The sequence below is a fragment of the Fibrobacter sp. UBA3718 genome (genome assembly GCF_002371935.1).
GTDB lineage: Bacteria > Fibrobacterota > Fibrobacteria > Fibrobacterales > Fibrobacteraceae > Fibrobacter.
The window spans coordinates 59,057-84,027 of the sequence record NZ_DFHR01000027.1 but is presented as its reverse complement, the minus strand read 5'-3'; the positions used below and the strand labels follow the sequence as shown (position 1 = coordinate 84,027).

The 24,971-nt window shown below is 54.8% G+C and carries 13 protein-coding genes; 6 read left to right on the top strand and 7 right to left on the bottom strand.

Translation table 11 applies throughout. From position 1 onward, the window contains the following. The first annotated feature begins 154 nt into the window (after positions 1 to 154). Entirely contained in the window at positions 155 to 2,047 is a 1,893-nt protein-coding gene (locus B4A77_RS12685; RefSeq protein ID WP_173364912.1) for an AIPR family protein, read from the top strand. Positions 2,048 to 2,203: 156 nt separating this feature from the next. Further along, complete coding sequence (sprA, locus tag B4A77_RS12680) at positions 2,204 to 9,061, top strand: cell surface protein SprA (protein ID WP_290741208.1); 6,858 nt, start codon at positions 2,204 to 2,206, stop codon at positions 9,059 to 9,061. 37 nt (positions 9,062 to 9,098) lie between these two features. Here the strand turns inward: sprA and B4A77_RS12675 are convergent, their stop codons facing one another. The 6 genes from B4A77_RS12675 to B4A77_RS12650 form a co-directional block, all read right to left on the bottom strand. Continuing rightward, on the bottom strand, positions 9,099 to 9,863 hold the full coding sequence (locus B4A77_RS12675; RefSeq protein WP_173380824.1) for a tetratricopeptide repeat protein: 765 nt from the start codon (positions 9,861 to 9,863) through the stop codon (positions 9,099 to 9,101). After that, entirely contained in the window at positions 9,860 to 11,668 is a 1,809-nt protein-coding gene (locus B4A77_RS12670; RefSeq protein ID WP_290741204.1) for a BatD family protein, read from the bottom strand. Before B4A77_RS12670 ends, B4A77_RS12675 begins: the two co-directional genes overlap by 4 nt. A gap of 382 nt (positions 11,669 to 12,050) precedes the next feature. Beyond that, the gene (locus tag B4A77_RS12665) at positions 12,051 to 13,085 is read right to left on the bottom strand and encodes a CofH family radical SAM protein (protein WP_290741201.1); all 1,035 of its coding nucleotides are present in this window, start codon (positions 13,083 to 13,085) and stop codon (positions 12,051 to 12,053) included. Positions 13,086 to 13,112: 27 nt separating this feature from the next. Next, positions 13,113 to 13,601, bottom strand: a complete 489-nt coding sequence (locus B4A77_RS12660; RefSeq protein ID WP_173380827.1) for a hypothetical protein — start codon at positions 13,599 to 13,601, stop codon at positions 13,113 to 13,115. Further along, entirely contained in the window at positions 13,591 to 14,121 is a 531-nt protein-coding gene (hpt, locus tag B4A77_RS12655) for a hypoxanthine phosphoribosyltransferase (RefSeq protein ID WP_290741199.1), read from the bottom strand. The genes B4A77_RS12660 and hpt overlap by 11 nt, the downstream gene beginning before the upstream one ends. Then, positions 14,114 to 16,537, bottom strand: coding sequence for a DUF3536 domain-containing protein (locus B4A77_RS12650; RefSeq protein WP_290741196.1), 2,424 nt, complete (start codon positions 16,535 to 16,537; stop codon positions 14,114 to 14,116). Before B4A77_RS12650 ends, hpt begins: the two co-directional genes overlap by 8 nt. A gap of 80 nt (positions 16,538 to 16,617) precedes the next feature. Between B4A77_RS12650 and B4A77_RS12645 the strand changes: the two genes are divergently transcribed. Both B4A77_RS12645 and B4A77_RS12640 read left to right on the top strand, forming a co-directional pair. Then, positions 16,618 to 18,366, top strand: coding sequence for a fibrobacter succinogenes major paralogous domain-containing protein (locus tag B4A77_RS12645; protein ID WP_290731062.1), 1,749 nt, complete (start codon positions 16,618 to 16,620; stop codon positions 18,364 to 18,366). Positions 18,367 to 18,592: 226 nt separating this feature from the next. Next, a complete protein-coding gene (locus B4A77_RS12640; RefSeq protein ID WP_088638563.1) occupies positions 18,593 to 19,615 on the top strand; it encodes a branched-chain amino acid aminotransferase in 1,023 nt (340 codons plus the stop codon). A gap of 96 nt (positions 19,616 to 19,711) precedes the next feature. Here B4A77_RS12640 and uvrB read toward each other — a convergent pair whose 3' ends face one another. Continuing rightward, on the bottom strand, positions 19,712 to 21,964 hold the full coding sequence (uvrB, locus tag B4A77_RS12635; protein WP_290741192.1) for an excinuclease ABC subunit UvrB: 2,253 nt from the start codon (positions 21,962 to 21,964) through the stop codon (positions 19,712 to 19,714). 269 nt (positions 21,965 to 22,233) lie between these two features. On the opposite strand from uvrB, the gene B4A77_RS12630 reads away from it, so the two are divergent. Together B4A77_RS12630 and B4A77_RS12625 are read left to right on the top strand one after the other, a co-directional pair. Further along, positions 22,234 to 22,479: an acyl carrier protein gene (locus B4A77_RS12630; RefSeq protein WP_173365779.1), complete on the top strand. Its 246-nt coding sequence runs from the start codon at positions 22,234 to 22,236 to the stop codon at positions 22,477 to 22,479. Between the two features lie 77 nt (positions 22,480 to 22,556). Next, positions 22,557 to 24,959 (top strand): beta-ketoacyl-[acyl-carrier-protein] synthase family protein, encoded by a 2,403-nt coding sequence (locus B4A77_RS12625; RefSeq protein WP_290741189.1) that lies wholly within the window; start codon positions 22,557 to 22,559, stop codon positions 24,957 to 24,959. Positions 24,960 to 24,971 lie beyond the last annotated feature (12 nt).

Below are 24,971 nucleotides of genomic sequence, written 5' to 3'. Positions count from 1 at the left end.
TTATTTTTAGGGGTATTCTTGGTCTTTTTACAAAAAGATTTATTATTTTTTTACTCAAATTGTAGTTTTGAAACTATTTTTAGTGTGCGAAATCCGAAGTGGTCTATTATATATCTAAATATGGTGGGCCGCAAGAAGAATCATTGAGGAAAAAATGGAACTAACAAAATCGCAGGAACGCCGCTTAGCATTCGTCGCTAGCCTCTTGAGTCTGAACCCCAACGATCCCAACGACCGAATCAAGGCACTCCGGCATCTGAACCTAGACGAGAACGGCTGTTTCCACGGCTTCCAGTATTCACAGGGCTTCATGGAGTTCTTCATCTTCCTGGATGAGGATACCCCCCTCGAAAAGGTGGTGGCCCACTTGAATTCCGACCTCAAGCAGCTGCAGATTGCAGTGTTCCGCACGAGCGACCCCACGAACCCGTTCTTCCTTTCGCTCCGCGAAGAGGCTGACCCGTGGGATGTAAAGAAGATTTCTGACGGCGACGAAGAGGATGACGAAGATACGCCGGCTAGCCGCCCCTACATGGAAACGCTCCAGATTACGGTTCTCCGTACCAAGGCAAGCCGCGATCTCACTGATTCCGAACTCGAACGCACCCTCAAGGACATGCGCCGCAAGCTTGCCATCTGGAAGAACGAAGTCAAGGCGAAACTTGAAATCATGGCCGAGCATGACGACCTTACCAAGGATCTTCGCAGTGCCGACGACAAGCTCGAAATCGTGATGGAGTCCGAACCGCTTCACCTCACGAGCGACCACGGTGAACTTTTCCTCGGATTCTGCCCCATCCGCACGATCTTTGATTATCACGTTGCTCTTGGCAAGCGCCTCAAGACGAAGCACAACATGGCGATTGTCAGCAGCAACATCCGTACTTATCTCGGAAACCTCACGCATACGAACGCGGCCCTCATCGACGCCTTCCAGACCATGGAACGTAACGACGACGAGAACGTGAACGTGGACGATTTCCCGTTCCTGCACAACGGCATGACCCTTACGGGCGATGACCTCCGTGCGAAGGAACGCGACGGCAAGAAGGTCCTCGTGATCGAACGTCCGAAGATCATCAACGGCGCCCAGTCGCTCTTTACCTATGAAACCTATGCAAAGAGAAGCAAGAAGCCGGTGAACCCGCAGGTCCTGGTGAAGGTCGTGGTGCCGTACCCCGGTGCCGACAACTTCCTGAACCAGGTGACCATGGCCAACAACCGCCAGAACCCGGTGTTCAGCTATCACCTGCGTGCCGCCGACGACCTGCAGTTCTTCATTTGGCAGCGTTACCAGGAAGAAGGCTTTACCTACGTGTACAAGGACGGCGTGCGCCTCAAGGCCCGTACCCGCAAGCTCGAAGTGCGCATGCGCCCGGAACTTGCGAAGACTCTGTTCATGATGGACGGCAAGCTCAGCGAATGCCGCAGCAGCGACTGCATCTTCGACAAGGAAACGCTTTACCAGCGTTGCTTCGGTGCCTTCGTGCGCGTTTCGCCGGACAAGGAAAAGGACTTCGTGCGAAAGACGATTGCCTTCACGAAGGCATGGCAGCTTCTTAGCCGTCTCCCGATCAAGATTCGTCGCGTAACTCCGGGCAAGGGTGTCTCTATCGAAGCCAACGACGATAACCCGCTGACCAAGATTACCTGGAATGGCCGCCTCGAAGACAAGTTCATCTTCCGCAGCGCCGTGAGGGATCTCGTCGTGGCACTCGCTCTCAAGCACTGGCTCGTCTATGGCGATCCTATCCAGGATTTCGAATGGCTCGTCGAGAACGAACTCAACTTCAACGAATCCATCCTCAAGTACGCTTCCAGGATCTATACGGAAGACTTGAAGGGCATCCTGATTAACGAGTTCAAGGATAATCCGGCCTACTACGACACGATTACCACGATTGACAAGGATAGCGGTGAATCCGTGGAACGTCGCTTGTGGAAGGGCTTCTCGAACACGGCGACCTACGACAAGATGATGGAACTCCTGTGCAAGAAGAATTCGAGCTGGGAGAAGTGCAAGGGCGGTATCGAGGCGTTCATCTAACGTCTCGGAGCAACCTCCCGATTCAAGGATTTAATCCCCGCATTTTGCGGGGATTTCCTTTTTATGTAGCTTCTCCCTTGTTATAATTTTCTAATTTACCGCAAAATCAACTTTTTTACTGGATTTGGCGCCGCCGAATTCTGTATTTTAAGACTGTTGCTTTTTAGGAAGTTTGGACATAAAGCCCCGACGGGTTTGCTTGCCCTTTGCCTTGCGGCGTTCGGCATTTCGTGGTCTCAGGAGAGCGCTCCTGCAGACGTTGCTCCTGCAGCGGAAAATGCGGATGAAGCCCAGCCCCAGGATCCTGCCGAAACGGAATGGCAGCCGACACTGGACTATTTCCCCCTGCCTCCATCCACATATCCCCTGAACAGTCTTTTGCCTTTTGGCGGCGTGGGTTCTTCGCCCATGCTCATGAAGTCGAACAGGGGGCAGGTGTTCAGCCATGACATCAACATGGCGACCCGCGAACTGGATGTGAGCGAGAAACGCGTGAACAGTGTCTCGCGCGACACGACGACTCTTTGGACGGCGCATTACCCTGAACTCACGGATTACGTGGCCGACATGTACGACATTGGCCGTAAGAACCTTTGGCTCAGCAGTCTTGTTGGCCAGCGTGACGGCGGGTACGAGGCTCCGGAAACGGGTTCTATGTTCGATATCACCATCCCGGTGAACATGCCTGCGTGGATGAAAACTTTCGGCTTCGACAAGCCGAAGCTCATGCTCCAGGGAACGATGAACGTTCGTTTCAAGGGTTACGGCGAACTGGACGACGCGGAAGGAAGTACCAAGACGAGCCTTTGGCCTTCGCCGACCTTGGAATACGAACCGAGCTTCATGGTGAAGGGTAAGATCGGTCCCTACATCACGGTCGAGGTCAACAATGTCGAAAGCGGCCTGGGGGTGCAGAACCAGGTGCGCGTCGTCTACGAGGAATCGTTCAAGGGAGAATTCGAAGATTACATTCTGCAGCGCGTGGAAGCGGGTACGACTTCGCTTTCGCTTTCGGGTACCGAACTGACGGGTTACTCGGAGAACCATCAGGGCCTGTTCGGTATCAAGGCTGACTGGAAGCTGGGCGACTGGAAACTCACGACGATTGCTTCGCAGGATGGAGGAAGCCAGGAAGAATACACCATCAATGCGAGCGAGACGACGACCGAATTCCAGGTGCTCGACAAGCAGTTTGTTGCCTACCGCTATTACTTCTTGAATCATGAAGCGCGTAGCGCCTACATCAATGCGGGTATCGCGGGGCGGACGACTTCCAACTATCCGGCGACGAACCTCAAGCTCTACAAGCGTAGCGCGATGAACGCGTCGAAGGATGTCATCGACAATATCACGGTCGTCTACAAGGCTCCGAACGGCAAGACGGTCGAGAAGACTGTGGAACGCATGGTCGAGATTCCGTCGAGCGATTTCACCTACGACCCCAAGACGGGTATCGTGAAGGTGAACGGGGTGACCCGTTCTACGCTTCTCGCTGCGAGCTGGAGCAACGACGGGACGGGAAGGACTGGAACAACGGTAAATGACGGCGCACGCGTCGTCCTTATCCAGTGGGATGCGACTCTTGCCGAACTGACCGACATCGACAAGTTGATGCTGCGTAACGTGTATAGCATCGGTATCTCGGATGCGAGCGCCAGCAGCTTCGTATTGCGCATGAAGAACAAGTCGGGCGTGGCCGGATCGTTCCTGAAGACTCTAGGGGTGGCGGACACTTCGACCGGAAGTCCCCTCGTGAGCGACGCTACGATTTTCAAGAAGGACGCGAGCGGCAACTATACGGGTGAAATGTGGCTTCCGTGTAAGCCTCTGTCGGAGTATAGCGGACCGAATGCGACGGAGCGCGCTCGCGCGAACTGCCTTGAACCGTTCCGCCTGCTGGATTCCTCGAACGCAGTATCGCAACTGTATACGCTGCCGGTTTACAACTTGAACCGTTACACGAGCCAGTTCTATTTTGAATCCGTCGGCAAGCGCCGCAGTTCCACCATCAGTGTCCGCGACCCGAATTCCAGTTATTCCGTGAGCGGAAGCGCCTGTATGGATATTTCGCCGGGAACGGAAAAGCTGACTTCCGGTTCCACGGTCCTTACGCGCGGCGTCGACTACGAGGTGAACTACGAACTGGGACAAATCGAACTCCTGAGCGAACGGGCTCTTGACCCGAACAAGGAAATCAAGGTGAAGTTCGAATGTGAACCCCTGTTCGAAATAGACAACAAGCTTTTGCTCGGTGCTCGCGCGGAACTGCCGCTGGAACGTTACGGATTCGGCACGGGATCCCTCTTTGGCATTACGGCTCTCTACAAGAGCCAGAGCACGACAGCCAAGACGCCGACTCTCGGAAACGAACCCTTCTCCAGTTTCCTGTGGGGCATGAACCTGAGACTCCAGGATACGGTCCAGGTGTTTACGGACCTCGTGAATAAGATTCCGGGCATTAACACGGAAGCAAAGTCCAGCTGGAGGTTCGAAGCCGAATTTGCCGGAAGCCGCCACAATGCGAATACGAGCGAAGACGCCGAAGCGCTTGTCGAAGATTTCGAAGCGACCTCCTCGGGGCTGACCTATCCGCTGTCGAGGCTCTCCTGGTATCATGCGTCGCCTCCGGGCGGTGTGTCCGCTAATCCTTCGACTTACATCGAGAATCAGGATTACCGCCATAAGGGCGAATTCATTTGGCACAGCAATAACACGGAACTTTACAAGTACATCTACCCCAATGTGGGCAATTCCGATGTCGACAACCAGCACTTGACCGTGCTGAAGATGACGCTCCGTGCGAACGACAACCTGGTGGGAAATTCGTGGGGCGGCATCATGCGTCCGAACAGCGCCTACTACCAGGACATGAGCGAGATGAAGTATATCGAGATTGTGGCTCGCGGAAACGTAGGCTCGCTTTACCTCGATCTCGGGCAGGTCAGCGAAGACCTTTCCATTAATGGTTACGAACCTGACGGGTTCTATAATGGCGAAAATGACTTGGGCTCTACGACGGCACTTCATGACAAGGGTCTGGACGGGACTAGCGGTGCAGACGAAAAACGCCAGGTGTGGGATTGCCGAATCTCTGGATGTATCTCCTCGGAAGTCAATTCTCGCAATGCGGGACCGACGACGGATATCTCGCTGGACAACTTCGACGAGAACCTGGATGACGACAGCGACCCGCCGGTAACGATTAACGGTACTGAAAACAACTCGGGTGAACGCACCTACGATACCGAGGACATCAACAAGAACGGTTCTCTCGATACCGACATTAGCTTCGTCCGCTACCGCATAGATCTTTCTGATACGAACGAGGCGAACTTTGACCGCTTGAAGAATGGCTGGCGCAAGTGGCGCATCCCGCTGAACCAGTATGATACGCTCGTGTCTTCGACGGGGAGCAGCTACAAGTCGATCCTCGCTCAGGCGCTCTACACTCGTCTCTGGATTGGAAAGCTGAATCCGGGTGTCGCGGAGGCGAAGGTCCAGGTCGTGGGTCTTGCGGTCGTTGGCAATGCCTGGGAAGAAACTACGGTTGCGGATTTCTATAAGACGTCTTCCAACGAGAATTCGCAGGTGGTGAGCGTAAATGGCAACGAGATGAAGGTTTCGGAAAATGTATCGACATCGGATACCAGCTACATAAAGGTTTCGACCATTAACAGCCGCGAGAATGCGAATACTTACTTCAAGTCGCCGAATACCAAGACGGAGCGGGATTCCGAAACAAACGCGCCGCTCAAGGAAACATCCCTTGTCCTTGATTACCAGAATATGAATCCGGGGCAGGAAGTGGGCGTGACGCGCCTGTTCGAAACGGACAAGAAAAACCTTGCGTCTTACAAGTCATTGAAGATGGAAATACACTATGTAACCGAGGCCGAGAAGGTTCCGGTGCGCTTCGCGATGCAGTTTGGCTCGGGATCTCTTGAAGGTTCTTCGGATTATTATGAATGGAGCTTCCGCCCGGTGAAATACGAATGTTCGTCGTCGGAACGTGACCAGGATTGCCATGAGCAGAACTGGCTCGACAACGCGTTTGCGATGAATGTCTCGGACTTCTCTGACCTGAAGCAGGGTCGGCATCCGCCGTTTTTGGAACCGGTCGTGAGGGAACTGGGCGGTGACCGCGATGAACGCATTAAGCTGGTCGGTAACCCCACCGTGTCAAGTATCGACTGGATGCGCTTCGTGATTATCGCGGATTCGAATGCCTCGCCGGCGGATCTCAAGGGAACGTTCTGGATTGATGACCTCAGGCTGTCGGATATGGATACGGAATGGGGCTATGCGGCGCGCACCTCGGGACAGGTGAACTTTGCGGACTTCCTCTCCGTTTCGGGCGCCGTCCGCTATCAGGATGGAAACTTTGCGACCCTGTCGACGACGGGTGGGTCCCCGAAGCCGAAGGCGTCGCAGGCAGCTTCGCAGTTGGACGTGTCGGCCGACGTGTCGGTCAATTTGAACAAGTTCCTTCCGGATAGCCTGGGATTCCGCATCCCGATGAATTTGGGCTACAGAAGCTCGACGAAGCGGCCGTACATGAAGCCCTCTGATGACCTGACGCTCGAACATAGCGGATTTGGCAACCTTACGAAGGACATGTTCCAGAACGAACTCTCGGTGACATCTGACAAGAAGGAACAGGAACTGCGTGACGAAGCCAAGTCTAAGGGCTATGAATCCTACACGCGCGAGAAGAACTTCAGTATCAGCTACAGCAAGAGCTACAAGGCTTCTGAATCCAAGGTGGGCGAGGTGCTGTCGCAGATGCTTCTGGAACGCCCCGCGGCGAGCTACTCTTTCAAGCAGAGCGAAGGCCGCGCGACTACGGCGGCAGATTCTACGTATGCTTACCATACGGTTTTTGAATACAAGCTCGGAACGTTCAGCTTGTTCAAGATGAAGCCGTTCGGATCGCTTGCGAATTCCGAAAACGCAATCCTGAAGGCGCTCTCCAAGACGGAGTTCGAACCTTGGCCGCAGACGTTCGATGTGACACTGTTCGATTTGAATTATGTCCGCTACGTGAACCAGGTGCGAGATCCGGATTTCGTGGAACCGCAGGTGGACAAGGTCGTCACCTATACGGCGGACCTCACGCATAAGCTCAACATGCGCTGGAACATCCTGTCGTTCCTTTCTACGAGCTACTCGTTGAATATCAAGCGCGACATGTATGGTGGCGGCGACCGCGAAGGCTTCGTGAAAGAAAACTTCTTTACCACTGATGAAGGCGGGCTTTTTGCTAGCGGGTATGTTTTCGATTACGACCATACCGACAGGAAGGTCTATATTTCGCGCGACAGCCTCGTGATTATCCCGACGGATACGATCCCGAAGAAGGATGCTTCGGGCAAGGATATGGCTATCGACATGTCCAATCCGGATTCTTACACGATTCTTTATGATAGCACCACGTTCTACAAGGTGGATAGCGTCGGTAGTCGCCAATATGGCAAGTCCTACGGCATTCTCCGCAACGAACGTTCTAGAAACCAGCAGTTCAAGGTTAATTTCAATCCTCGCCTGATTCCATTCCTGCCGTTCAACATGGGATTTACTTCTGACTTCAACCAGCAAAAGACAATTCCCGATGACTTTGACTTCATGAACCAGAAGACGCTCGAAAAGAATTACTGGACGATTTCGCAGACGAACCGGTTTGAATTCACACCCACGCTCAAGATTGTCGACCTTGTTAAATTGTTCGGAAAGGAATCCATGGCTGTGAAGGCTCTTGAAAAAATCAAGTGGCGCGAAATTCGCATGAACTGGACGGCCAGCACGAATACCATCGGTGAAAACTTTACACTTGCGCAGCTGTACGAACAGCAGGGCGTGACACCCTTCCAGTATTACCTATACGGATTAGGCCTTGGTAACGGCTACCGCAATCGTGGCCTGTGGAATATTGTATCCGGGGATATGGGACTTACTTCGCGCGGTGATTTCGAAAGGTTCGGCCAATACCGCAGCAAGGATGTCGATACCCTTGTCTACCAGGGCAACTTCCGCCATGCGGTTTCCCGTAGCTTCCAGATTGGTTCCGGCTTTACCCTGCCTATTTGGGATATCGGCATTACCGGCGATTTGCAGTGGAAAGAAGATTTCGCGCAGTCCAGGGAATACCCGCTTTACATAGATACGACGACGGTGTGGCCGAAGATCGGTGTAGGCGTGACGGTCCCGAACTTTGCGCAAAGGATTCCTCTGTTGAATAGCTTCAAGAGTGTGAGCACGGTCCATCGGTTTGACTATACCTACACGACGACGGTGAAGCCGTTCCAGAGCGCAGAAGATTCCTGGGCGCATCAGATAAACTTCAATCCGCTCATCCGCGTGACCTTCTTGACTCAGAAAAACCTGAAGATAGAGAATAGCGTTCGATTCAAGATAGAGACAACAGACAGACGTCCGAAGGAAGAAGTCATCGGGCTCCCATGTTGGCCGGATTCTACGGGCAATATTGCCGATACCTCCGATTACTTCTGGGAAACTCCGTGGATACATACGTCGCTTTACAACGATTTTGCCATAAACATCGGGGACGACTTTACGATTTCCTATCCGCTCAAGCTCAAAAAGGGCTTCCAGATTTGGAAGTGGTATTTCAAGCTTGAAAATAACCTGGACCTGAAATTGACTGCGGGCTACGACTACAACAAGACGATTCGCAAGGAATATAATCCCGATCAGAACTACAGCATGTGGAATAAGGAGTCCGGTACGGGCGGGGTGTTTATGCAGTGGCATTTCGATTCCAGCGTCAACGCTCCCGATGCAGCCTACAAGCCCGAGCTGAAGCTTACGGACCGTACGGTGCCCTCGCGGACACACGAATGGTTTATCCGTCCGAGCGCAAGCTACCAGTTCAATAAGATGGCCTCGATGAGCAGCTACATCGAATACCGCCAGATTCACGAAAAGCTTGATGACGAGACTCCGCACCTGCGGCAGATACTGCAGTTCGAAATTGCACTACTGCTGAAGTTTAATTAATTGTGGGTGCGCGAGGCTAACGTAGTTAGCCGAAGTATTACTTTATAATCCCCACTTCGGAGAGTTTCACGAAGCCCTTGATCTTTTCGCCGAGGCGGATTTCTGCGAAGTTGCCTTGTTCGGAAATGACTTCGAACGTGGTGCCTTCGGAAAGCGTATTGAGCGTCTGCGACTTGTCGCTCGGGGCGCTTGTCACGTCGGCGTCGGTTGCGGTGACAACTCCACAGATGTCTTTTTCGAGCACGAAAATCTTGTAGGCGGCACTGGAACCGATGACGCAGAAAATTGCAGTGAGCACGAATATGGCGCCCGTGCAGATGTTCTTGGCGCGTTCACCGATGACGATGCGGCCGGCAATGCCGATGAGCGCAATGAACCAGAAAATAGCAAGCAGCGTGATGAGCTGGGCCTTCAGGGAAAGCGCGTGGTGTAACTTGAAGAGGCCGGAGAGGATGGGGTTCTCTTCTTCGTCTTCGTCCACCTTGTCGCGGGTCATGGCCTGCGCAAACTTGAGGTTGTGCTGGATGTCGTCGTCACCCGGGCGCAGCCTGAGGGCCGATCGGTAATAGAAGATGGCGAAACCAATCTTGCCGCTCCTGAAGTAGGCGTTCCCCAGGTTGTAAAGCAGGTCGGCATCGGGTGTGCCGTTGTCGGCACAGGTGCGCCATTCGTCGATGGCGCGCTCGAAGTCGCCCCCGTTATAGGCCTTCGTGCCGGCGTCAATGCCCGCGCAGTCGGGGGCGGCTACGGCCGATGCCGCAGCGATGCAAAGTGCCAGAAAAATGTACTTCATGAAATTCATACGTCGATCTCCTCGCAAAGTTTTTCTACGTCGGCAAGCATCTGCTTCTGCTCGCTTTCGTTCGGGTTCACCGGGGCAAACCGCGCAAAGGCGCACTTTTCGAGCCAGCTGTCGATGGCCTCGATGGTTTCTGCTTTCACGCCGAGTTCTTCGAGTTTCGATTTCATCTGTGGGCGGGTCATGCCCTTGAATTCCAGGTTGGTGCGGTCGCTCAGGTAGCCGATGAGGCCGTTTTCGAGTGCGGCGTACAGAGCCTTCGCGTCACCCTTCGCCAGGGCGTCACGGGCGCTTGCGAAGCGGGCCTTGAGCATCTTGTTCGCCTTGCCCTTGCGTACCAGGGCCGTGTCGCTATTGTGCTTGCGGCGCTTGCGGATAATCCATGTCACGACGAAATAGAAGGGAAGGGCGGCCGCCATCAGAACCCAGTAAAGGATGCTCTTGTACGGTGCGGTATTGCCTGTGCCCTTGACCTGGTGGATAAAGCGGATGTCCGAACCTAGCGATTCGATTTCCTGTTTTTGCACGGCGGCGGGGCCGCTTGCGGCGACGGGGTTCTGGAATACTGCCTCGGGGGCATTTTCACCCTTCTCCACATGGATGTTCCAGGGGCCTGCCTTTGCTGTCTCGTACTTCTTCTTTGCGGGGTTGAACCAGCTGTAGGTAATCTCGGGTACGGTGAAGTCGCCCTTCTTTTTGGGGTAGAGGAAAACTTTTATGCTCTTGCTGGTAATGACCTTGCTGCCCACGACCTTCTTGCTGATGTTGTTTTCGGGAGGTACGGAGCGGAAGTCGCTGAAGTCGGGGAACTTCGGGTCGGTAATGGTGCCGGGCGTTCCGTCGCCCTTGATGTCTACGGAGAGCGTGAGCGCTTCGCCCACCTTCACGTCGGTGCGGTCGAAGTTGGCGCTGAAGCTGTAGTTGCCCACCATGCCGCTGAAGTCCGCGGGCTTGCCTTCGGTGGGGAGAGGTTTCACCATGATGTTAATCGTGGGGGACTGGGCCTCGGCCTCGACGGATTCCTGCCTGATGCTCTGCGAATGGAACGACATGCCGCCCATCTGCTTGTTCTCTTCGACAATCTTCGGTTCGCCGCGTTTGGTGTACTTGAACTTGAACGGCGGAATCTGTAGGTTGCCACTCTTGGTGGGGCTAAGCCATGCAAACTTGGCGCTTGCCTGCATTTCGCGGCGGCTGCCTTCCACGGGTTCAAATTTTAGGTTCGAGAGGTCGCTGCGGTGCACGATGAAGTCGTTGCCCGTATTCATGTCTGTCGCCTGCAGGTTGCCCTCGAAATGCTCGTAGGTGTGGAGCCCGAGCGTTACGTAGAACTGTTCGCCTTCATAGATGGTCTTCTTGCTTGCGGTAAGCGATACGCCGAGAGCATCGTCGGTATAGGCGCGCTGGATGTTGACGGGGATTTCGCCCGAGATGGGTTGTTTTTGCCCTTCAAATTCGATTAGGACCTTGCCGATGTTCAGGCGCCCTGTCTTTTTGGGGGCCCTTAGCTTGAAGGTGTAAATGCGGGCCTTGTAGGCGCCGCGGCTACCGCCTCCCCAGAAGGAATTGAACATTTCTTCCATACTGGGGCGCATCACCTGGTCGGTACTGTCCATGCCAAGGAACGTGAAACCGTTCTGCGTGTCGATGGAAAAACCGCTCCTGTTTTCGGGCAATTCGCTTAACGGGTATACAAGCTGCAGTCCAAAGGTCTTGCCCGCTTCTACGCGCTCCCTGTCGAGTTGCAGGGAAGGCCGCGCGGAGGCTATGGCAGCCAGGACGAGGCAGAATACGATAATCTGTTTCATGCCCCAAAAATACCAATTTTTCAGGGAGAAAACCAACGAGAAAGATCCGAATTGGGCGTTCGGGGGAAGAGGGCGAGGGATGTAGGGATGCGAGAAAAAATGGAGTGGGTAAATTATTTAAATATATATAATTTTTCCCCTTGACACGTTAGTAAATTTTTGTTAATTTTGGCGCGCTGTTTGGAAAAGAAGTGAAAAACGGCGATAAAAAGCAAAAATAAAGGATAGAAAGGTTAATATGTACTGCATTCTCGCTGCCCTGCTGGTCAAGAGCTTCAAGAAGTACGCCAAACGCGCCTAATCGACGCTCGGCTCTTTTTTTAGATATCTCTCTCTAGTGATTTCCGGTGCCGTTGAAAAAACGGGCCGGTTTTTTTATGCTTTAATCAAAATTTAAGCTGCGCCGGTACGGGGTAAAACCGGCGTCGGTAATGAACTTTTCGGCCGCCTCGATGGTGGTGAGGCCGTGATTTTGCAGTACGTTTTCTTCTATCACGATGCTGTTGATGTCGTCGGCGCCGGCATGGAGCCCGAGTTCCCCTAGGGAAAGTCCCATCCCGAGGAGTGAGACTTCAATGTGCGGGATGTTGTCGAGGAATATGCGGCTGAGCGCGAGCAGCTTGAGGTACTCGTCGCCGCGCACGTGCCGGATGGGGAACTTGTCGGTCTGCGGCTGGAATGTCCATACCACGAAACTCTTGAAGCCCTGCGCGATATCCTGCGTGTTCCGCACGTAGTTCAGGTGCTCGATGATTTCTTCTGCGGTCTCGACGCTCCCAAAGACGATGTTCGCGCTCCCGGGTAAACCCTTCCTGTGGCAGGCGGCGAGTGTATCGCACCACTGCTGCGCGGTAAGTTTCCTCGGGCTCAGCATCTGGCGCATGCGGTCGCTTAAGATTTCGGCGCCTGCTCCCGGAACGGAACTCAGGCCCGCTTCCTTCAGCACGTCGAGCAGTTCGTCGAGTGGCATGTTGTTGAATTCCGCGATACGCACGAGTTCCACCGGCGAAAAACCGCGCACCTTCACGCCCATTTCCTGCGTGAGCATCTTCAGCACGTCGGTGTAATAACTCAGGGGAATTTCCTTGTTCACGCCCCCCTGCAAAAAAATCTGGTCGGCGCCTTTCGCCTTCGCTTCAAAAGTCTTCCGGCGGATTTCGTCTAAACTAAGCACGTACACTTCCGGGCTATGCGCCGGCCTGCAAAAACTGCAGAAGCTACAGGTCACCTCGCACACGTTCGTGTAGTTCACGATGCGGAACGCGGTATAGCCCACGCGGTTATCGGGATGCATGCGCTTGCGAATCGCGTCTCCCGCTTCCACCACTTCAGTCCACGGGGCGTTTTTTAGGATATCGAGCGCTTCCGCCGGAGTGATGCGGGTTCCGTCAACCGCTTTTTGCAAGTTTGTATTCATCGTGCAACCGCCCGCCCCGCCAGCCTGCTACTTCTCCGCGTCGTTGCTGTCTAGCACCGGAATGTTCTTTTCTTCTTGGCACAGGTTCTCTTCGCGAATCTTGAAGGTGAAGTCGACCAGGTTGTTCTCGAACATCTTCTGGTAGGGCTTTTTCGCCTGCACGCTCTGGAGGGCGCAGGTGCAGTAGTTGATACGCTGCACGAGCTTTACGTCATCGGAGGGAGTGCCCTTCGCGAACACGCATTCGTGCATGATGGCGTATTCCATCGGGCGGTCGTAACGGCCCTTGCACTTGTTCTTGAGGTCGGGCTGCGCGGCCACCTTCTCGATTATTCCCTGCGAGGGCACGTCGTTTATGACCTTGCTCACGATAAAGCCTGCAATGAAGAACAGGAGGCACACGGCAGCGTTGATAAGGAATCGCTTGCCGCGGCTTATCTTGTTGTAGCTGCGTTCGACGGCTTCGAATGTCTGTGTGGCATGCAGCCTGACGTCTTCAAAATCGTTACTTGCCATCGTCTTCCTCCATCGTCCAAATTTCGGGGAATGTGCGGTAGTCGCCCGCGTAGTCGAGCCCGTAGCCCACGACAAACTTGTTTTCTATCTCGAAACCCACGAAGTCGGCGGTTATGTCCGCGGTACGGCGGGCGGGCTTGTCGAGCAGCACGCAGGTCTTGATTTCCTTCGCGCCCATGTCGGCAAGAGCCTGCTTGATTCCGAACATCGTGTTGCCGGTATCGAGAATGTCGTCTATCACGAGCACCTTCTTGCCGCGGATATCGATGTTCTCGAGCCCCGTGATATTGAGGTTCCCGCTCGATTCGGTGCCGCTACCGTAACTGGACGCCCGTATGAAGGCGAGTTGCAGTTTCGGCGTCGCGATACGCTTGCAGATGTCGGCGCTGAATATGAATCCGCCCGAAAGCACGGTGATTACGATATCGCACCCGAACGCGGCCACGTCCTTGCCGAGCGTGTCCAGCCGTTCGTTTATCTCCTGTGCGGAAATGAGCGGTTTGCTGGACTTCCTATACATTGTCCACCTCGAAGTTGAGCCAGCCGAACATGGGCTTGAGTGCAGCTAGTTTGCCCTTCGGGTCTTCCTTGAACTGCTTGTAAATCTTGAATACCTTGTTTTCGAGGCTCGTCTTGTCGATGCCGAGCTTGAGCCAGTCGGCAACCGTGATGAGGTCGGTTATGTACTTGACCGTAGATTCGTCGATCTTGGCGTAAACGTCGTCGATGAGGGCGCTCAGCTTGCGGAAGAACATGCGGCCCGTACCGCCAAAACTCGGGTTGGTGTCGAGCCTGTTCGCCTCGTCCATAAGCCCCTGGATTTCCTTCACGAGGTTAGAGTCCGGACCTTCGAGCAGCTTGAGCGCCTCGTGGTGAATGCGGGCGTTGAGTTCGAGCGAGAGAATCTTTCGCATGGTGTCGGGCAGCGTGTGATCGGGGTCGGCAAGGCTGTCGATGGAGATGCCGTGATTCAGCGCGAAACTCGAGAACGATTCCGTGAGGCTCGCAAGGTGTTTCTGCGTGCTGCGCTTGTTGATGGTCTGCAGCGAGTCGCTCATGAGGTCGCGCATACGCACCACGTAGGCGGTCGGGAACAGGTTCCTGAGTTCGATGGTCCCCATGTTCGGGTTTTCCACAAACTTGAGGCCATTCTCCTCGATGCTCCCCATCGCCACCACGATGTTCACGCGCCCGAGGGCGTCGGTAATCACGAGGTTTGTCGTCTCGCGCTTTTCGCCGATAAACTTGTCTTCGTAGGTAACGCGCACGAGGGTCTGGCGTCTGCGGCTAGAAATCTTCTCGGCCTTCATGCGGGAGTTCGTGTTGTCGGAATCCTGTTCAAGTTCCAGGTGGAATATCGCGGCGCGTTCGGCCATTTCCTTGAGGATTACGGGAACCGCGTCTTCGGCGTAGCGCGTAAAGACCTCGGCTCCGTTCCACTTGTGTTCGTTACTCGTGGCGCGGGCAAGGATGCTCAGCACCTCGCTCTTGATGTTGTGCCCGAACGGCAGGAACGGTTCCAGCAGTTCCATGGCACGCAGGGCGTAGCGCATGTTCTGTACGGGTTCCAGGCCCTCGATATCGTTGAAGAACCAGCCACAGCTCGTGAAGCTGAACAGGCAGAACTTCTGGATTTCCAAGAGGCGAATCGCCTTCGCGCACATGGCCTCGTTTTCGGGTTCCTTGACGGTATCCTTGAGGAACTGCTCCACGCGGGACTTGTCTTCGGGTGCGACGAGCGCCTGCACGTAGTTGTTGCGGGCATCCCACGGATCGATTTTCGAAATCTTCTCGAACTCGCGGACAAAAACGTCGTCGGCAAGCTTTTTCAGGTGGTTGAACGCGTCACGCAGGGGTCCGCGCCATTTCTGGTTCCAGTCGGGCCCGCCGCCGGTCGAACAGCCGCAATCGCGGTACCAGCGGCCCACGCCGTGGGCGCAGCTCCATGCACATCCTTCGCCGTAGAAGTTCTTGAGCATAACCTCGTGCTGCGGCGGGAACTTCTCGAGGAACCAGCCGTAGTTCACCGGCACCATCTTGTGTTCGGGAGCGTAGCGGTTGTAGAGCCAGGCGGCGCACATGTCGCCGAAAGGCTCGTGGTGACCGTAGCTTTCGCCGTCGGTGCCGATGCTCACGAGTTGCGCGTCTTCGCGGTTCTCGTCCCAGGCGTCGGCAATGCGCCTGCCGAACGTGCCGGCATCGCGCAGGAGGTGTTCGAACCCTACGGCAGAAGAAAGCCACGGGTTGTAGAAGAATACGTCCAGGTATCCGTCGCATACGAGATTGCCGTCTTTGTCCCGCGGGTACACGCGGTAGGGGCGCGTCGTATCGATGTCGGTGTTGCTGCACCCGGTCCATTCCTCGTCGCCGAACTTGCGGAAGCTATCGGCCTGCGTGGGCGAAAGGATGGTGAACTTGATGCCCGCCTTGATGAGTTCCACCACCGTCTCGAAGTTGATGGCGGTCTCGGCAAGCCACATGGCCTCGGGCATGCGACCGAAATGGAACTTGAAATCCTCGATACCCCAGCGGATTTGCGTGCGCTTGTCCTGCTCGCTTGCAAGCGGCATGATGATGTGGTTGTAGACCTGCGCAATCGCGTTGCCGTGCCCGAGACGCTCGATGCTCTTCTTGTCGGCTTCCTGGATGCGCTTGTAGGTATCCGGCGTGTTCGTGCGGATCCAGCCCATGAGGGTTGGACCCATGTTGAAACTCATGTACTCGTAGTTGTTGACAATGTCTACGATATGCCCGTGCGGGCTCAAGATGCGGCTTGCGGAATTGGGACTGTAGCACTGGCTCGCTATTCGGTCGTTCCAGTCGTGGTTCGGGCGTGCGCTCGGCTGGTTCTCGATGACGCCCGTCCAGGGGTTTTCGCGAGGGGGCTGGTAAAAATGACCGTGAATAGTAAAGTAGAGGGGGTGCTTCTTGTCCATACCCCCAAAGATAGATTTTTTTGAGGGTGCCTATAAAAATTAATGTATATTCATGCATGTTTAGCGCAGGAATGTTATTTATGGCCTTGAAGAAATTCTTGATGGTTGCAGTTGTGGCGGCGGTGCTGGTGGCTTGCGGCGGCAACCGTAACTCTGAGGCTCATCCTGATGGGGAATCTTCTTTGTCTAAAAACGTCATCCTGAGCTCCGGCGAAGGATCCTGTTGCAACTCTTCTAGCGTCATTGCGGGCGACACGATATACGATACTAGGCAACTTGTCGACTTATTAGTAGAGTTGGATTCGAAGGAACTGCAATCTAGTAACTCCAGGTCCAGCAGCAGTGCTTTTGTGGCCTATGTGGCCCCCACGACTGTAATAAAGGGGACAATGACCGACGAACGTGATGGCAAGATCTACAAGACTGTTAAAATCGGTACGCAGACTTGGATGGCGGAGAACCTGAACTACGAGAGCGCGAACAGTTTCTGCTATAATGATTCCGCAGAATACTGCGCCAAATACGGTCGTACTTATACTTGGGCAGTTGCAATAGATAGCGCAGGAACGTGGTCTGCAAACGGCAAGGGTTGTGGAAGCTGCGTAGAGGGCTTGTGTTATTTTATAGCGTCCTGTACGCCGACATACCCGGTGCGTGGTGTATGCCCCGAGGGCTGGCACTTGCCCGATACAACGGAATGGAAAACGCTATTCACTGCGGTTGGCGGGCGATTAAATGCGGGCGAAATGCTCAAGTCTACTAGCGGCTGGAATGATAATAGGGGAGAAAATGGCAATGGTATAGACGCCTATTCTTTTGCTGCGTTTCCTACCGTCTGCAAGCACTTCAAAAAAGGTTATTTCGGCTATGATGGCGAGGATGCGCACTTCTGGAGTTCCTCCCAGCATAGTGGAAGCAATGCGTACTTCATACGCTTGGACAACGACGGCGATGGTGTGTCTTGTACCCACAACTACAAGGACTACGGCCACTCGGTTCGCTGCCTCAAGGACGAATTCTTTGAGCAAAGTTCATCTTTCGGTGACACGGCTGAGCCTAGTAGCAGCTCTGCGAAATCGTCGTCGAGTGCGGCGTTGAGAAGCGGTATCCCTGAGGGATATGTAGACCCGTCGACTGTGGTTAAGGGGACTATGACTGACGAACGTGACGGTCAGACTTACAAGACGGTCAAAATTGGTACGCAGACTTGGATGGCAGAGAATTTGAACTACGCATACACAGGCGTTCCCTATGAATTTCGGTTGGTCAGATCCGATTCCTCTAGCTGGTGCTATGGCAATGACCCTGCCAAGTGTTCCAAGTATGGTCGCCTTTACACCTGGATTGCTGCGATGGATGGCGTGGGCAGGTGGTCTACAAACGGTAAGGGTTGCGGTTATGTCCATAAAGAAGATGAGATGTGTTCGCCGACTTATCCGGTGCGAGGCGTTTGCCCTGAGGGCTGGCACTTGCCGGATACGACAGAGTGGAAAATATTGTTCTCCGCTGTCGGTGGAATATATACAGCGAGCAAAATGCTCAAGTCTACTAGCGGCTGGGGCTGGAATAAATATTATAAGGTATATGGCAATGATGTAAATGGCTGTGGCTCGGACGCCTATTCCTTTACGGCGTTGTCTGCCGGCGACTTCTACGAAGGATACAACGGTGAGGGCCGCATCGCGTATTTCTGGAGTTCTTCCCAGTACAATGGCGTCGATGCGCACAGCGTGAGCTTGGGCTATTACGACGACAGAGCGCACCTGTTCATCAACTTCAAGGATCTCGGACTCTCTGTCCGTTGCGTCAAAGACTTGCAAGCCGAGTGATGCGGTCGCCAAGCTTGCTTGTGCGACCATTTCCGAGGCGCAGCAGTCTGCACTACGAAGTAGTGCAACGGCTAGCCGGGGCGTTGCGGGGCTTATAGCCAATATTTCATTATTTTTTCACGATAAATCAAGCCAAAATCCCTGCGATAATTGTATTTTTCTGTACGGTACCGAATGATACCTTTAAAAATGCACAAACTGCAAAAAAGGTTAAATTATGCTTGATTTGAACACTGTCGATTGGAAGACGCTCCCCTTCGGTTATTACGATACCGATTACAATGTCCGCTGCTACTACCGCGATGGCAAGTGGGGCAAGGTTGAACTTTCTTCTTCCAAGGACATCAGCATCCACATGGCCGCTACTTGCTTGCACTACGGCCAGGAAGGTTTCGAAGGCCTCAAGGCTTACACGGGCAAGGACGGCAAGGTCCGTATCTTCCGCGTTGACGAGAATGCGAAGCGCATGCAGAACACCGCGAACCGCGTGCTCATGGCCGTGCCGCCGGTCGAACTGTTCCGCGAGATGGTCCACACCGTGGTGAAGGCTAACGCCCGCTTTATTCCGCCGTATGGTCATGGTGCAACGCTCTACATCCGCCCGCTCCTCATCGGTACGAGCCCGGAAGTCGGCGTGAAGCCCTCCGACGAATACCTGCTGTTGATGTTCGTGACTCCGGTGGGCCCGTACTTCAAGGACGGTTTCAAGCCCGTGGATATGATGATTAGCCGCAACTTCGACCGCGCCGCTCCTCAGGGTACGGGTACGGTGAAGGTCGGCGGTAACTACGCTGCCAGCTTGCTTTCCCTCGCAGAAGCCAAGAAGCTCGGCTACTCCAGCACCATCTACCTGGACGCGAAGGAAAAGAAGTACATCGACGAATGCGGTCCGGCAAACTTCTTCGGCATCAAGGGCAAGACCTACGTGACCCCGAAGTCCGAATCCATCCTGCCGTCGATTACGAACAAGAGCTTGCAGCAGCTTGCCGAATACCTCGGTTACACCGTGGAACGCCGCCAGGTCCCGTTCGAAGAACTCGCTGAATTCTCCGAAACTGCCGAATGCGGTACCGCCGCCGTGATTACCCCGATCAAGAAGATTGTGGATCCGGTTGCCGGCAAGGAATTCACCTACGGTGACGGCAAGAATCCGGGCCCGGTCTGCACGGAACTCTTCACGAAGTACACTGCTATCCAGTTCGGCGAAGCCGAAGACCCGTTCGGCTGGACTGAAGTGGTCGACGTGTAATTGTCGCGAACATGACGAATGTGAAAAATCCCGCGGAGAAATTCGCGGGATTTTTTTATGGGAGATCCCCGGTCAAGCCGGGGATGACATGAGGGTTTATTGCATGCCGCGGATGATGTCGCGGAGGCGTGCGGCTTCTTCGAAGTCGAGGCGCGCGGCGGCTTCCTTCATCTGGCGCTCGAGGTCGGCAAGTTTTGCCGATAGATCCTCGCCTGCGCGAGGATGACGTGTTGCGGTGGCGCCGACTGCCGCACTCAGTTTGGCGTTCTCCGCGCGCTTGGAGTAATTAGAACCTTTCTTTCGTCTTTCGTCTTTCGTCTTTCGTCTAGAACTGGGCTGCAGCGGTTCCATCGGACGGATTCCGGGTTCGTTCCCTTCGGCAGGCTCAGGGAACTGGTCTTCGTCGACGGAATCGTCGCCATCTATTCCCAGCGGGTCGTTAATCCTCAAATCATCTTCGATCTTGCGGGTCACGGATTTCGGGGTGATTCCGTGTTCCTTGTTGAATTCTTCCTGCACGCTACGACGGCGGGCGGTTTCGGAAATAGCCTTTTCCAGGCTGTCGGTCATGTTGTCTGCAAAAAGCAAGACGGTACCGTTCACGTTACGGCTGGCACGTCCCATGGTCTGGATTAAACTGCGGTAGTTGCGCAGGAATCCTTCCTTGTCGGCATCGAGAATCGCGACCATGCTCACTTCGGGCAGGTCCAGGCCTTCGCGCAGCAGGTTGATGCCCACCAGCACGTCGAATTCTCCGGTGCGCAAGCCCCGGATGAGTTCGTGGCGTTCGAGCGTCTTGATGTCGCTGTGCAGGTAACGCGCGCGGATGCCCGCTTCCACAAAGAAGTCGGTGAGGTCCTGCGCCATCTTCTTGGTGAGCGTCGTGACCAGCACGCGGTCGCCGTTCTTGACGACTTCTTCGATGCGGTAGAGCAGTACGTCCATCTGGCCCTTGATGGGGAACATCTCGATTTTCGGGTCCAGAAGTCCGGTCGGTCTGTTAATTTGTTCGGTAACGACGCCGCCCGTCTTGGTGAGTTCGTAATCGCCGGGGGTGGCACTCACGAAGAGCACCTGCTTCGGGTACATGTACTCGAATTCGGCAAAGTTCATCGGGCGGTTGTCCAGCGCACAAGGAAGGCGGAAGCCGTACTGCACAAGCGTCGTCTTGCGGGATTTGTCGCCCTCAGCCATGCCGCCCACCTGCGGAATGCTCACGTGGGATTCGTCCACCATCAAGAGCCAGTCGTCGCCGAAGTAATCGATAAGCGTAAACGGGCGCGTACCCGGCGCGCGGTTCTCGATAATGCGGGAGTAGTTCTCGATGCCGCTGCACATGCCGGTCTCGCGAATCATTTCCATGTCGTAGCGGGTGCGGCTGCTGAGTCGGGCCGATTCCAGCACCTTGCCTTCCTTGTCGAGTTCCGCAAGGCGCTCGGTCAGTTCCACTTGCATGCGCTGCAAAATTCCTGCGCGGCCTTCTTCCTTGGTCACGAAGTGCTTTGCCGGAGCGATGGTCATCTCGTCCATTTCCTGAGTGACTTCGCCGGTAATGATGTTGAAGCGAACGAGCCTGTCGACTTCATCGCCGAAAAGCTCAATGCGGAGGCCTTCTTCGTCGTAGCTCGGGTGAATTTCAATTACGTCGCCGTGCACGCGGAAACTGCCGCGCTCCAGGCTGAAATCGTTTCTCGTGTACTGGATTCGCACCAGGTCGTGCAGAATCTTGTCCCGGTCGTAGACGTCACCCTTCTTGATTCGCACCATCAGGTCGAAGTATTCGCTGGGGCTACCCAAACCGTAGATGCAGCTCACGGAAGCCACGATAATCACGTCTCGGCGGGTCAACAGATTCGCGGTGGCACGCAGGCGGAGCTTGTCGATTTCGTCGTTGATGCTGGCGTCTTTCTCGATGAAGGTGTCCGTGTGCGGGATATACGCTTCGGGCTGGAAGTAATCGTAATAGCTCACGAAGTATTCTACCGCATTGTGGGGGAAGAACGCCTTGAATTCCTGATAGAGCTGTGCCGCCAGCGTTTTGTTGTGCGTAAGGATGAGCGTCGGCTTGCCTACGTTCTTGATGACGTTCGCCATCGTGAAAGTCTTGCCGGAACCTGTGACGCCAAGCAGCGTCTGGAACTGCTCCCCGTGCTTGAAACCTTCGGTGAGTTCCTCTATGGCCTTCGGCTGGTCGCCCGCCGCTCCGTAAGGGCTCACGAGTTCGAAGTTCGCGCGCGTCGGCGACTGGAACTGTTTGAGGTGCCCCGGTAGGCTCTGCTCGGGCGGTAGCGGTTTCGCTATCGGTTTCGCATACGGGTCAGGTGTGATTGTCTTGCGTGCGCGTGCCATATCCCAAAAATAGCAATTTCAAAATTTCCGTTCGGTTGGGGCGAGTTTAGGTTCAATTATAAGTTGTCTGTGAAAGGAGTCCCTTGCACGGCGGGCTCTTCATTGCATTGTTTTTTTGAAGGATGGGCGGCTTTTCCCTGAACAGTAGGGGCGATTTCTTGCTTTTTATCGCCATTTTGGGCCTACATGTCGTTTTTTTAAGGTTTTTGCGATAAATACTTACAAAAAGATTTCTATCTTTGTCGCAAAAATAAACAAAAGAGGAAACAATGGCTAACGAAGAAATGAAAAACAAGCTCAAGTCGTTCTTTATGTCGGATCTCGGCGTCGATGGTGACGTGCTCCAGTTCGACACTCCGCTCTTTGGCGAAGAAATCGGTCTCGATTCTGTCGATTCCCTCGAAATCATCTCCTTCGTGGATTCTACCTTTGGCGTGTCCATGACCGGCGTTGCCAAGGAAAACTTCCAGAGCATCGATACTATCGCTGCCTACATCGAATCTCACAAAGCTTAATTTTAGAATGGTCATCCTGGATGGCCGCGGTTACTGAGCTAGCCGGACAAAGGCCCGACAGGATCCATGGGTAAAATATGACTCCTGACGAACGCCGCTGTGTTGTTACTGGCCTGGGTGTGATTTGCGCCGTCGGTAACAATGTCGAAGAAACCTGGAAGAGCGCTTTGGAATCCGTTTCGGGTATCCACAAGACGACTTCCCTAGATACAAAGAACTGCTATGCGGACTTGGCTGCCGAAGTCAAGTGCGACACGCTCGACCAGATTGACGCCCCCGAAGAGAAGGACCGCGTCTCGAAGCTCTGCATTAAGGCCGCGAACGAGGCCCTAGCCGATGCGGGGCTTTCTAATTTTGGCGACGACCAGCGCGTGAGCGTGGTCATCGGCAGCTGCGTGGGTGGCGTGCTCTCGATTGAACAGTATCACCAGCACGGGCGCGATGCCGCAGAAATTGCGAAGATGCCGATTGCATCCATCGCATCCCAGGTGGCTGAAACCTGCGGTGCAGGTGGCATCGTGACGAACGTGGCGAATGCATGTGCGGCTGGCACGATTTCCATCGCGGTTGCCTGCGACCTCATCCGCGCGGGCAAGGCCGACGTGGTGATTGCGGGCGGTGCGGATTCCTTTGCGTCCGTGCCGTATTCCGGCTTCCTTTCGCTTCATGCGCTCGACGAGAACGGTTGCTCCCCGTTCAACCGCTGCAACGGCATTACGCTCGGTGAAGGTGCGGGCATCGTTATCGTGGAATCTTACGAACATGCCCAGAAGCGCAGCGCGAAGACATACTGCGAGGTGCTCGGCTCCGGCGTCACGAGCGACGCGAACCACATTACGGCCCCGCGCGAAGACGGCGTGTGCCTGATGGAGGCGATTAACCGCGCTGTCAAGAACTCCGGCATCGATAAGTCCGATATCGGCTACGTGAACGCTCACGGTACGGGTACGGGCAAGAATGACAATGCCGAAATTACGGCTTTCAAGAATTTCTTTGGCGAAGACAACGCGAACGTGAGCGTGAGTTCGACGAAGGTGATGACTGGCCACTGCCTGGGCGCCGCGGGTGCCATCGAGGCGGTTTTCAGCATCAAGGCTCTCACGACCGATACGGTGCTCCCGACATTCCCCTATACCGAGGAACAGTCCGCTGCCCTCAAGGAGAAGGTTGGCGCTCTCGACTTTGTGCAGAACAAGGCCCGCCACAAGGAACTCGAGTGCGTGTTGAGCAACAACGTGGCATTCGGCGGCACGAACGCGGCCATCGTGTTCTCGAAGGTGCCCGGCGAAGTTTCGGCTCAGTCCGCCAAGGCGAAGAAGATTGCGGTGACCGGTCTTGGAATCGTGTCTCCGCTCGGCAACAGCAAGGCAGCCTACCTGGATGCCGTGAAGGCGGGCAAGAAGCCCGAGAGCGCCTCGGTACATTCGACCATCGCGCTCGACGATTACAAGGAACTCGGCATCAAGATGGCGTTCTACCGCAAGCTCGATAACTTGGGCCAGCTCCAGACGGTTTCGGGCATGCGCGCCCTGCAGGATTCCGCATTCCAGGTGACCGACGATAACGCGAAGGATATCGGCATTATCGTGGGTACCAGCGAGGGCGGTCTCGGTGCCACCTACGATTTCGAGGAACTCATTGCCGAGGCGGGCAATGCGGGCGGTTCCGCGTTTAAGTTCCCGCACACGGTTTACAACGCTGCTGGTGGTTACCTCTCGATTTGCTCCGGCATCAAGGGTTACGGCGTCACGATTACGACGGGCCCGCTTTCCGGTCTCGACAGCATCGGCTACTCCATGAACGTCATCCACGACGGCCAGGAAAAGGCGATGATGGCAACCGGTACCGACGAGAACTTGCCGATTATTACCGAGTTTGCCCAGAAGCTCGGTGTTGCCGCAGGTGATGTGGTCGCACCCTTTGCCGAAAACGAAGGCTTCGTGGTGGGCGACGGCTCTGTGTCGATAATGCTTGAGGAAGAGGATTATGCGAAGGCCCGCGGTGCGAAGGTCTACTGCTATGCGCTTGGGTTCGGCCATGGCCGCAAAAACGTGAAGTTCGGCAAGCTCGTGGGTTCCGACGAGGCGCTCGACAAGGCCATCAACGACGCCCTCGCCGATGCGGGTCTCTCTGCCGCCGATATCGATGCGGTCTGCGGATTCGCGAACGGCTGCAAGCGTATTGACGACATCGAGAAGGGAGCCCTCCAGCGTGTGTTCGGCGACAAGCTCGCTACGATGCCGCTGTTCGAGGTCAAGGAACGTGTCGGTGAAGGCCGTGCGGGGTCTGCCGCGCTCGCCGCTGCAGAAGCCGCCATGCTTTTGAATGGCGAACTTACAAGCGATAACGCCTATTTTATTGCGGACGACGGCTCCGTGGCAAGCAAGGCTGCCGATGCGGCCGGTCTCAAGAAAATTCTAATCATCTCTTTTGCGGCGGGTGGCTCTTACAGCGCAGTCGTGTTTGGGAAAAATGCTTAATAGGGAGGCTCA

What these genes read in the sequence shown, in the direction of transcription:
- B4A77_RS12650 (WP_290741196.1), bottom strand. Translation starts at nt 16,537, where the DNA reads ATGGACAAGAAGCACCCCCTCTACTTTACTATTCACGGTCATTTTTAC.
- B4A77_RS12645 (WP_290731062.1), top strand. Translation starts at nt 16,618, where the DNA reads ATGGCCTTGAAGAAATTCTTGATGGTTGCAGTTGTGGCGGCGGTGCTG.
- B4A77_RS12630 (WP_173365779.1), top strand. Translation starts at nt 22,234, where the DNA reads ATGGCTAACGAAGAAATGAAAAACAAGCTCAAGTCGTTCTTTATGTCG.
- B4A77_RS12625 (WP_290741189.1), top strand. Translation starts at nt 22,557, where the DNA reads ATGACTCCTGACGAACGCCGCTGTGTTGTTACTGGCCTGGGTGTGATT.
- uvrB (WP_290741192.1), bottom strand. Translation starts at nt 21,964, where the DNA reads ATGGCACGCGCACGCAAGACAATCACACCTGACCCGTATGCGAAACCG.
- B4A77_RS12675 (WP_173380824.1), bottom strand. Translation starts at nt 9,863, where the DNA reads ATGAATTTCATGAAGTACATTTTTCTGGCACTTTGCATCGCTGCGGCA.
- hpt (WP_290741199.1), bottom strand. Translation starts at nt 14,121, where the DNA reads ATGTATAGGAAGTCCAGCAAACCGCTCATTTCCGCACAGGAGATAAAC.
- B4A77_RS12660 (WP_173380827.1), bottom strand. Translation starts at nt 13,601, where the DNA reads ATGGCAAGTAACGATTTTGAAGACGTCAGGCTGCATGCCACACAGACA.
- B4A77_RS12685 (WP_173364912.1), top strand. Translation starts at nt 155, where the DNA reads ATGGAACTAACAAAATCGCAGGAACGCCGCTTAGCATTCGTCGCTAGC.
- B4A77_RS12665 (WP_290741201.1), bottom strand. Translation starts at nt 13,085, where the DNA reads ATGAATACAAACTTGCAAAAAGCGGTTGACGGAACCCGCATCACTCCG.
- B4A77_RS12670 (WP_290741204.1), bottom strand. Translation starts at nt 11,668, where the DNA reads ATGAAACAGATTATCGTATTCTGCCTCGTCCTGGCTGCCATAGCCTCC.